This is a genomic window from Streptomyces sp. NPDC006393, assembly GCF_040628575.1.
Lineage (GTDB): Bacteria > Actinomycetota > Actinomycetes > Streptomycetales > Streptomycetaceae > Streptomyces.
This window is the reverse complement of the sequence record NZ_JBEXZD010000174.1, coordinates 1-10,495: the sequence shown is the minus strand read 5'-3', so window position 1 is coordinate 10,495 and position 10,495 is coordinate 1. Positions and strand designations below refer to the sequence as shown.

Annotated in this window: 8 protein-coding genes; 7 read left to right on the top strand and 1 reads right to left on the bottom strand. The window is 73.5% G+C overall.

The window, feature by feature from the left end; translation table 11 throughout:
• Window positions 1-591, top strand: a 591-nt coding sequence (locus ABZ484_RS37335) for an alpha-isopropylmalate synthase regulatory domain-containing protein (protein WP_358870402.1), incomplete at its 5' end; no start/stop codon positions are given.
• A gap of 38 nt (window positions 592-629) precedes the next feature.
• Here ABZ484_RS37335 and ABZ484_RS37330 read toward each other — a convergent pair.
• Window positions 630-908 (bottom strand): LysR family transcriptional regulator, encoded by a 279-nt coding sequence (locus ABZ484_RS37330; RefSeq protein ID WP_358870401.1) that lies wholly within the window; start codon window positions 906-908, stop codon window positions 630-632.
• Window positions 909-1,259: 351 nt separating this feature from the next.
• Between ABZ484_RS37330 and ABZ484_RS37325 the strand changes: the two genes are divergently transcribed.
• The 6 genes from ABZ484_RS37325 to ABZ484_RS37300 are packed head-to-tail and all read left to right on the top strand — an operon-like array spanning window position 1,260 to window position 10,316.
• Window positions 1,260-3,038 carry an ABC transporter substrate-binding protein gene (locus ABZ484_RS37325; protein WP_358870400.1) on the top strand — a complete coding sequence of 593 codons (1,779 nt, stop codon included), beginning with the start codon at window positions 1,260-1,262 and terminating at the stop codon, window positions 3,036-3,038.
• Window positions 3,039-3,050: 12 nt separating this feature from the next.
• Window positions 3,051-5,561: a PEP/pyruvate-binding domain-containing protein gene (locus ABZ484_RS37320; protein ID WP_358870399.1), complete on the top strand. Its 2,511-nt coding sequence runs from the start codon at window positions 3,051-3,053 to the stop codon at window positions 5,559-5,561.
• 1 nt (window position 5,562) lies between these two features.
• The gene (locus tag ABZ484_RS37315) at window positions 5,563-6,792 is read left to right on the top strand and encodes a hypothetical protein (RefSeq protein ID WP_358870398.1); all 1,230 of its coding nucleotides are present in this window, start codon (window positions 5,563-5,565) and stop codon (window positions 6,790-6,792) included.
• A gap of 7 nt (window positions 6,793-6,799) precedes the next feature.
• Window positions 6,800-8,590: an alkaline phosphatase family protein gene (locus ABZ484_RS37310; protein WP_358870397.1), complete on the top strand. Its 1,791-nt coding sequence runs from the start codon at window positions 6,800-6,802 to the stop codon at window positions 8,588-8,590.
• Window positions 8,591-8,613: 23 nt separating this feature from the next.
• Complete coding sequence (locus ABZ484_RS37305; RefSeq protein WP_358870396.1) at window positions 8,614-9,720, top strand: DUF6001 family protein; 1,107 nt, start codon at window positions 8,614-8,616, stop codon at window positions 9,718-9,720.
• Window positions 9,721-9,728: 8 nt separating this feature from the next.
• Window positions 9,729-10,316 (top strand): DUF6031 family protein, encoded by a 588-nt coding sequence (locus ABZ484_RS37300; protein WP_358870395.1) that lies wholly within the window; start codon window positions 9,729-9,731, stop codon window positions 10,314-10,316.
• Window positions 10,317-10,495: the final 179 nt, after the last annotated feature.

Genomic DNA, 10,495 nt, shown 5'->3' with positions numbered 1-10,495 from the left:
GACATGGCCGGCCGCGCCTCCATCGAGCTCAAGGGCAAGGAACTCGGCATCGACCTCGGCGGCGACCGCGAACTCGTCGGCCGCGTCGTCGAACGGGTCAAGGAGCGCGAGCTGCGGGGCTACACCTACGAGGCGGCGGACGCCTCGTTCGAACTCCTGCTGCGCGAGGAGGCCGAGGGCCGCGCCCGCCGCTACTTCCGCGTCGAGTCCAGGCGGGTCATCGTCGAGGACCGCCCCGACGGCAGCCACGCCAACGAGGCCACCGTGAAGCTGTGGGCCAAGGGTGAGCGCATCGTCGCCACCGCCGAGGGCAACGGCGCGGTCAACGCCCTCGACCGCGCCCTGCGCGTCGCGCTGGAGCGCATCTACCCGCAGCTCGCCATGCTGGGACTGGTCGACTACAGGGTCCGCAGCCTGGAGGGCAGGCACGGCACGGAGACCGCGACCCGCGTGCTGATCTCCACGACGGACGGCCGGGACGAGTGGTCCACGGTGGGCGTCGCCGAGAACGTGATCGCGGCGTCGTGGAGTGCGCTGGAGGAGGCGTACACCTACGGCCTGCTGCGGGCGGGCGTCGAGCCGGCCGAGTAGCGCACGCATCCTCGGCCGCCCCGGCGTACGGGGCCCCCTCAGGCAGCCCGGCCCGTCCGCTCCAGCCCCTGCATCTCCTGCCGTGCCGCCTCGGTGATCTCGATGATGCGGAGGGCGTGCGGCAGGAACTGGCGGCCGGCGTCGGTGAGGGCTATCCGGCGTCGGCTGCGGTCGAACAGCCGGGCCCCCACGGTCTCTTCGAGGCTGCGGATCTGGGCGGTGACAGTGGACTGCGCGTAGTGCAGATTCCTCGCGGCCCGGGTGAAACTCAGCTCGGCCGCCACCTCGCAGTACGTGCGCAGTTGCTGAAGTTGCATGGGCTCCCCCTCCGCGGCTGACCGGACGTGGTGCGGCCCGCCGAAGGTAGCAAAGCGGCATGCGGGAGCCGGAGGAATGAAGCGGGGCTGAACCGGAGCTGTACCGGCCTTCGAGGGCCTTCAGGACCGGCGCCCGGACGGTGGACGACGCCTCCGGCGGGACGGCATCGCAGGCCAGGAACGGGTCGGCCGGTCTCCTTCAGCCGGGCGAAAGGGTCGTCCCGCGGGGCGAATTGATCAACTCGGGCCGTCATCCATCGCATTTTTCGAACGTCGTTGAGAACCAACAGGACGGTTTGTTTTCCTGGTAGGCACCGCCCGCACCGCCCGCTCACCGAGTGAGGAACACGCATGAAGCGCGCACCGAGAGTACGGCCGGCCGTCGCCACCGCCCTGTCCGCCCTCTTGCTGGCCGCCGGTTGCGGGGGCGGTGCCGGCTCGCACCACGACGCCGCCGAGCCCGCTCCCCGCTCCGGTTCCGGCGGAGCCGACGCCGCGGTGCGGGCGGTGGTCAACCCCCAGCGGGGCGGCGGCGGCACACTGCGCTACGAGTTCAGTGACGAGCCCGACTCGTTCGACCCGGGCAACACCTACAACGGCTACATCTACAACTTCAGCCGCCTCTACGCGCGGGCCCTCACCACCTTCCCGCCGAAGCCGGGCGACGGCTCGGGCGAACTGACCCCGGACCTCGCCGCGTCGCTCGGCACGCCGAGCGACGGCGGCCGGACCTGGACGTACCATTTGCGCCCCGGCCTGAAGTTCAGCGACGGAACGTCCATCACCAGCAAGGACGTCAAGTACGCCGTCGAGCGCAGCAACTTCGCCCCCGACACCCTCAGCAACGGCCCGCGGTACTTCCGCCAGTTCCTCGTCGACAACCCCGGGGGCTACAAGGGGCCGTACCGTGACCCCGACCCGGCCGGGCTGAGATCCATCGCGACCCCTGACGACACCACGATCGTCTTCCATCTGAACAAGCCGTTCGCCGACTTCGACTACCTGGTCAGCGGCCCCCAGACGGCGCCGGTCCCGCGCGAGGCCGACACCGGCGCCGGCTACGAGAAGGCGATCGTCTCCTCGGGCTCGTACAAGTTCGAGAAGTACGTCGCGGGCAAGGAGATCGTCCTCGTCCGCAACGAGCACTGGTCGGCCGCGAGCGACCCGCTTCGGCAGCAGAACCCCGACCGCATCGTCCTGCGCCTGCATGTGCCCCAGCAGCAGATCGACGACGACCTGATCGCGGGCCGTGCCCACGTCGACCTCTCCGGCCGCGGTGTGACCGCCGAGACCGAGGCCCGGCTGTGGAAGGACCCGGCGCTGGCCGCGCAGACCGACAACGCGCTCGGCGGCAGCCTCACCTATCTCGCCGTCAACAGCAGGGTGAAGCCCTTCGACGACCCCGACTGCCGCAAGGCCGTCCAGTACGCCGTCGACAAGGCCGCGGCGAGCGCCGCCGCCGGCGGCCCCCGGCACGGACAGATCGCGACCACCCTGCTGCCGCCCGACATCCCCGGCAGCGTGCGCACGGACCTGTACCGCACCCCCGGCGAGAGGGGCGACAAGGCAGCCGCCCGCAAGCATCTCAGGGCCTGCGGACGCCCCGACGGGTTCTCGGTGACCCTCGCCGCCCGCCAGGACCGGCCCGGGGAACTCGCCGTCGCCCGCTCCCTGAGCACCTCGCTCGCCGCCGTCGGCATCCGCGCCGAGGTGAAGAAGTACCCCTCCAGCAGCTACTTCTCCCGGTACGTCGGCGTCCCCGCGTACGCGCAGAAGCACCGCATCGGGCTGATGATGATGGAGTGGGGCGCCGACTGGGCGACCGGGTACGGCTTCATGCAGCAGATCGTCGACGGCCGGGTCATCCGCGACCAGGGCAACACCAACCTCTCCGCCCTCGACGACCCCCGGGTCGACAGCCTCCTGGACCGAGCCATCACCACCCTGGACACCGAGCAGCGCAACAAGCTGTACGGCGCGATCGACCGGCGCGTGATGGAGCAGGCGGTCATCGTGCCGCTCACCTACTTCAAGGTCGTCCTCTACCGCTCGCCGCACACCACCAACGTGGTGTCCTCCACGGCGCTCAGCGGCCAGTACGACTACCTCAACATCGGCGTGAAGAAGTGAGGACGGGGCTTCGTGATACTCACCGGCCCGGAGATCGAACGGGAGTGGGCGAACGGCCGCATCACCATCGACCCGTTCACTCCCGAACAGGTCAACCCCAACAGCTACAACTTCCGCCTCGGCCGTACCCTGCGGGTCTACAGCGGCGAGGAACTCGACGCCCGCAGGGCCAACGCCTACGAGGAGATCGAGATCCCCGACGAGGGCTACGTCCTCCAGCCGGGCCACCTCTACCTGGCCCACACCGTCGAGGTCCTCGGCAGCGAGCACTACGCGCCGACCTTCGCCGCCCGCTCCTCCATCGCCCGGCTCGGCCTGTTCATCAACCTCTCCGCCAGCCTCGGTGACATCGGCTACACCGGCCAGTGGACGCTTCAGCTGTACACGATGAACCGGGTCCGGGTGTACGCGGGCATCAACATCGGCCAGATGATGTGGTGGCACCCCCAGGGCGAGGTCGTCCTCTACGACGGCAAGTACCAGGGAGCGGTCGGGCCGCGCCCCAGCGACATCCACATCGACTTCGACCGGCAGTTCGCCCGGCAGCGCCTGCCCGGTCTGCGGGCCGGCGTCGACGCCGCGGACGTCGGCCCGAAGTTCGCCGCGCTCGTCCGCAACTGCCGCGACTTCCCCGTTCCGGACGCCTTCTGCGTGCCCGCCGCGCGGTTCGCCGCCGCCCTCACCGACGAGCAGCGCGCCCGGCTGGCCGCCGGGATGACCGACCTGCGCGCCACCGTCGGAGCCTTCTTCACCGAGTCGCTGTCCGCCGTGCGCGCTGCCGCCGCCGGACTGCGGATGCCGGACGAGGACCGCGCCCTGCTGCGCACCCGCCTCACCGACGTGTTCGGCGCGGACGCCGACCGCCTCGAACTGGCCGTACGGTCCTCGGGACTGGACGAGGACCGCGCCGCCTCCAGCCTCGCCGGCGTCCACCGCACCGTCCTCGGCGTGCGCGGCGCCGACGCGGTGATCGCGGCCGTGGAGGAGTGCTGGCGCTCCTACTACGCCCCCGAGGCGGTCGCCGCCCGGGTCCGCGAGGGCGACTTCGGCGCCGACCCGCGCCTGGCCGTGATCGTGCAGCGCCAGATACGGCCCCACTACGCCGGTGTGGCCTTCACCGGCCTGGACGGCACGTCCGACGACCGGGTCAGCATCGAGTACGTCGAGGGCCTCGCCGACGAACTGGTGGCAGGCGCGGCCGTCCCCCGCACCGCCGACTCCGCCTCCCTGCACGACGGCCACGGACCCGCCGACCCGGCCGAACGCCGGATCCTCGACGACGTCACCGCCCTCGCCCGCGACCTGACCGTGCGGCACGGCCGGCCGGTGGACGTCGAATGGGCCGCCGACGACGACGGCGTGCACCTGATCCAGGTCCGCCCCCTGACCGCCGCCCGCCGCCAGGACACCTCCGACGCCCCGCACGCCGAGGCCCACCGGCTCTACTTCGACGAGCTGCCCGAGGGGTTCGGCCTCGGCCGCGTCGCCGCCGTCCACACCGGCTTCGTCGCCAAACGGGGTCCCACGCACCGGCTGGCCCGCACCTGCGGCGTGTCCGTGGGCGGTGCCTGGGTGGTGCGCTTCAACGGGCGCGGCCTGCACGACCCGGACACCGCCGGCGCCCTCGTCCGCACCCTCACCGACAGCGGGGCTCCCGAGCGGGTCCTGGACCTGTCCGACACCCTGCGGCAGATCGTCGTACCCGCCGACGACGTCGTGGACCGGCTGGCCCTCGCCACCGGCGCCACCCCGACGGGCACCGAGTTGCACACCGCGGTGGTACGGGACTTCATCCGCGGCGATCTCGGCGTCATCTCGCGGACCGCGGGCGACGGCCTCGTCGTCGAGTACAGCGCCGAGGGCCTGATGGCCCTCAACCGGGGCACCTCGGGCGCCGAGGCGATCACCGTCGCCGACACCCGCCGCCCCCTCGACGCCCCGGGCAACACCACCGTGCCGCCCGGCGGTCGCGCCCTGCTGCCGCACCTGCACGAGATCGCCCGGTTCACCGCCGCCATGGACGGCGTCCACGGCCCCTGCACCCTGGAGTGGGTGCACGCGGACGGCCGGCTGTACTTCGTCGACCACTCCGCGCTCGGCGGTCACGACGACGTCACCGTCACCGCGTCCGGCGTCTGCCTGTCCTCCGGTACCGCCCGCGGCCCGCTGCTGCGGCTCACGGACGACACCACCCTGCGGCGCCTGTCCATCGGGCCCGCCGTGAGCATCGACAGGTCCACCGACGTCGGCGCGCACGAGAGCCTGGCCCGGATCAGCGAACGGATCGCGGCCTGCCCCGGCAAGCCGGTCGTCCACGCGTCCCGGCCGTACGCGGTGCTCTCCGTGCTCATCGGCCACGTCGCCGGATTCGTCTTCGAGCAGGGCGCGGCCCTCAGCCATCTCGCGATCCTGCTGCGCGAGTCGGGCACCCCCGCCGCCGTCGCCCCCCAGCTCGCCGCGGACGCGGCCGAGGCGGTCATCAGCGACGGCACGGTCGTCACCGTCGGCCGGAAGGAGATCTGACATGAGCGGCACCGGACCCGGCGGCGACCCCCGGCCGCACCGCTCCTGGTTGGTCGCCGGCGGAGTGCACCTGCTCAACGGCACCGCCGCCGCGGCGCCCGAAGACCCCGTCGTCCTCGTCCCGCTGCCCGCCGGCGGCGCCTTCCACGACAACACCGCACTCGTACGCTGGCAGGACCTCGGCCCCCTGCGGCTGACCGCCGCCACCCTGGACGGCGGCCGGCGGCACACCGCACTCGCCGACGGCGCCGGCCTGTTCCCGGGCATGCTCCCGGGCGCCGCCCTGCGCTCCGCGGTCCGCCGCGTCACCGGCGAGGAGTGGCACGGCCCCCTGGTCCCGCTGCTCCACGTCACCGAGCACGACGGCCGTCTGCACGCCCGCGGCCAGATCCGGTTCCTCGACGAGGACGCCTGCTTCGTCCGCGTCACCGACGAAGCGCTGCCGCTCGGCCCCGCCGGTGTGGAGGGGCTCCAGTGGCTGCCCGAGGCACTGCGCCGCCACGCCGAGCGGCACCTCTTTCTCAACAACCACCAGTGCTACTACCGCAAGTGCTTCCCCGGCAGCGAACTGGAGTACAAGTACACGCTCCACCCGCCCGTCGACGCCTGGACCCTCACCGTCGAGCTGTACCACCGGCTGCGCGCCGGTGACCTGCCCGGCTACGTCATGGAGTACCGCGACGAGTTCCAGGCCTGGGACTACCTCAACCACCTCTTCGAGGTGACCGGCCCCGCGGGCGAGGAGGGCTATGTGTCCTTCATCCCCACCACCGACGGCAAGCACCTCGTCAAACGCAAGTGGTACACCGAGGACGCCTTCGCGCGGCGCGAGAGCCACACCTACGGCGTGGACGTCCACGACGACGGCGGCTTCGAACACCATCTGCGACAGCGGCTGAACGTCACCGCGACCCGTCTGCCCTCCTTCCGCCGCACCCGCTACGACGTCAACATCGAATCCCTGCGCTCCGGTCACGTCTACGGCATCTTCTTCGACCACTGCACCCTCACCGACGACCCGGACACCGTCCTCAACCAGTGCGAGCTGGAGTACCTGCGCAGCCGTACCGCGGTGGGAGCCGACGAGGACGCCGTCCTCACGGAGATGACCGACGTCGCCGCCTGGCTGGAGACCTTCCTGCGGGAACACGGGCTGAACGACGACCGCGGCCACTACTCCAAGCGCGCCTTCCTCAAGGACGCCGTCGCCGCGCGCGGCACGGGGAGCTGACCGCGCCGTGACCGTGTACTGGGTGGTGTGGGACGGCGCAGCCCACTGGGTCGTCGACCGCCTCGAACGCGAGGGCGCCCTGCCCGCGGTGGGCAGAATGCGCCGGCACGGCGCCTTCGGCGCGGCCCGGCCCGCCCGCCCCAACTGCCAGACCCCCTCCTCCCTCGCCACCCTCTTCACCGGCACCTGGCCACGCGAACACCACGTGACCGGCTTCACCGTCCCCGTCCCGGACGCCCCCGACCCGGCCGCCCACACCACGGGCTTCGCCCCCGGCACGCTCGCCGTACCACCGGTCTGGCACCACCTGGCCGCCACCGGCCACTCGGGCGCCTTCGTGCACGTCCCCTGGGTCATCGGCGCCGACGGCACCACCGACCCGGCCGTCGCCGCCGCCATCGAGTCCTACAGCAACCGCCTCGCCCGCCCCGCGGCCTGCGAGCTGCGCCCCGGAACCGCCTTCCGGTGGTACGAGGACGGCCACACCCGGCAGCTGCCGGTGACGGCCCGGGCGGGGGACGGGCACGGGGACGCGGGCACGAACGGCAGCCCGCCGCCCACCGACGCCGACCCCGACGCCGACCCCGGCACCGACCCCGGCGCCTCCGGACACCGCACCGGCCGGGCCCTGGACATCACCGTGCCGCCCGACGCCCGCGGCGTGCGCGTCACCGCGCCGGGCGGCCGCAGCCTGCTGCTCAGGCCTGGCGGAGGCTGGCAGCCCCTCATGTTCGGCCCCGGACCGGAGGCCCCCGGCACCTGGCTCGCCTGCTTCCGGGCCGACGGCCGGCCGCTGCTGGTGCGCGGCGGCGTCTGGCGCACCCGTACGGCCGGCACCTGCCCGGTGCTGCGGCACCGGCTGGAGACCCTGCCGCCGTTCGCCGGGGAGAGCGCGGGATCCCTCTACCGGGCCGGCACGTTCGGGCCGCGCCTCGCCGACGGCGGCGACGGCAGCGCCGAGGACGTCCTGCTGTCCTCCCTGGACTGCGTCGCCCGCTCCTTCGCCGCCGCCACCGACGCGGTCCTCACCGGCCACCACACCGGCCTCGTCGTGGTCTACCTGCCGATGACCGACGACGCCGGCCACGAACTCCTCGGCTGGTGCGACCCCGGCAGCGGCGCCCACCGCCCGGACATCGCCGACGCCGTCTGGACCCGCCTCCGCCGCGCCTACCAGGGCGCCGACACCATCCTCGGCCGCGTCCTCGACCGGGCCGGGGAGCACGACACGGTCCTGCTCGGCGCCGACCACGGCATGACCGGGACCACCGCCCTCGTCCACCTCAACGGCCCCCTCCTCACGGCCGGACTGGCCACGGCGGACCGCGACGGCACCCTGGACGCCCGCCGGTCGCAGGTGTTCTACCACCCGGCCAACAACGGGCTGCTGTGCACCGGCCCGCAGGGCTCCCCCACGGCACTCGCCCGCGCCATGACCCTCCTCGGCGGCCTCACCGACCCCGCCACCGGCCGCCGCGTCGTCACCGCCTTCCTCGACGACGACGGCCGTCCCACCACCGCCCCGGACGCCACCGGCGCCGTCTACGTGGCGCTCGCCGACGACTACCAGCCCTCCGCGCAGCCGCCCGGCGACGGCCCGCCGGTCACCCCCGCCCGCAAACCGGCCGCCCACGTCGTCAACACCGGCAGCGACCGGCTGCACGCCGTCTTCGCCGCCACCGGCCCCGGCATCGGCCCCGGCACCCGCCTCGGCACCGTCGACAACACCCTGCCCGCGCGGCTCGTCCTCGGCCGGCTCGCGGCCACCGCCCGCGCCCGGACCACCGCCGGCCCGTGAGCCGGCCCCGGAAGAAGGACTCCATGGCAACCCCGACCGCAGCCCCGCCGCTCGCCCGCCCCGAGGACCTCACGGCGCGCAGACACCGGCACGTCACCGCGTTCCTCGCCGAACGGGGACTGAACCCGGCCGCACTGGCCGCCACCCTCGAGGAACGCGTCGGCCCCGGACTGCTGCTGCTCACCAGCTCACCCGTGCACGGCCTCGCCAACCCCACCAGCGACCTGGACTTCATCCGCGTCCAGGAAGCCCCGCTGGACGGCCCCCGCATCGCCACGAAGATCTTCGACCACGGCGAGCACCTGGAGATCATCTCCTTCTCCCGGGCCGAACTCGACGACGCCCTCGCCACCCTGGACACCCTCGCGGCCGCCCCGCCCGCCGACACCGTCGCCGCCTTCCGTGCCTGGGACCGCCACCGCGAACCCCGCCGCAAGCAGACCGAACGCATCGTCAACGGCCTCACGCTGGACGGCACGTCCCCCTTCCTCGACCAGCTGCCGGCGCTGAGCACCGTGTGGGGCAGGGCCTCCCTGCACCTCGCACTGGAACAGGCCGCCCACACCGCGCTCGCCGAGGCCGCCGGCGAGCGGCGCGGCCGTGTCGGCTACGCGTACAACACGCTCCTGCACCTGATGGACGCCCTGCTGTGCCACCACGGCGACGTCTACACCACCCGCAAGTGGTACCTCCTGCGCTGGCGCCGCGCCCTCGCCGAGGGCCGCATGGGCACCGGCCGGGCCGGCGAGGCCGCCGCCGGCCTGGAACACCTGCGCCGCCACATCGCCCAGGCCCTCGACCCCCGCCATGCGCACCGCCCGCTCGCCCCGGCCCACATCGAGCTCGCCGAGGCCACTGCCCGCGCCACCGGATGCGCCCACCACATCGCCGTACGTCTCGAACCCGCCCGAGGTGCCCTCCCGCAGCCCTTCCTGCCCGGCGCGCCCCTGCTGCTCGCCCCGGCCGGCGGCGCCCTGCCGCTGCCCGACGCCGGCGACCTCTTCGACCCCACGCCCCTCGCCCTGGCCGACCTGCCCCGACTCGCCCCGCAGCACGCCCGGACGCTGCTGCGCGCGCTGCGCACCAAGGCGGCCCGGCTGACCTTCGACTACCTCCCGCACCCGGAGTGAGCCACGCCATGACCCCCGACCCCGCCGGCCCGGCCCCCGCCCCCACCACGGCGGTGCGCACCGCCCGCGACATCGCCGTCCTGCCCGCCGTACGCGCCGGACACAGCCTCCCCGCCGCCCGCGCCGTCGAGGCCTGGACGACGGCCGCCTGGCTGATGCTCGCCGAAGGCCGCGCCTACGCCGAGGACCTCCAAGGAGGCACGGCCCAGCCGCAGATGCAGCAGGCCGCCAAGCTGCGCTTCCTGGAACAGCTCGCCGACATCGACAACCGCCTGGCGGGCCGGGAACCGGTCGCCGACGAGCACTGCCTGGCCATGGCACTGGAGTACGGGCTGCGCGAGCTCGTCGACGCCACCGGCGAGCAACTCGCCGACATCTTCGCCCTGCACGAGGAGTTCGGCGCCGACACCTGCCACGTCGACGGAGTCTTCGCCCTGTGGGAGCGCCTGCTGGAGGCGTTCCCCGGCGAGTTGCCCGACCGGCTGGTCGCCGAAGGCCAGCGGGACATGCTGTGCACCCTGCGCGTCTGGGCCCGGCTGGCCCGCGCCGTCGGCCTCGACATCGGCTTCCTGGCCACGCACATGAAGGCCGCCTGAGCGGCCGCCCGGCCCACCCGACCCCGAGAAAGGCGGAACCAGCCCGTGCCCCGCATCCAGGCGGACCTCCACCTCGACTCCCGCACCCCGCCCGAGGTGTGGCAGCTGGTCAAGGACGCCGCCACCTTCGTGCACAACGCCCCGCACGTCGTCGCCGTCGAGGCCCTGACCACCGGCGG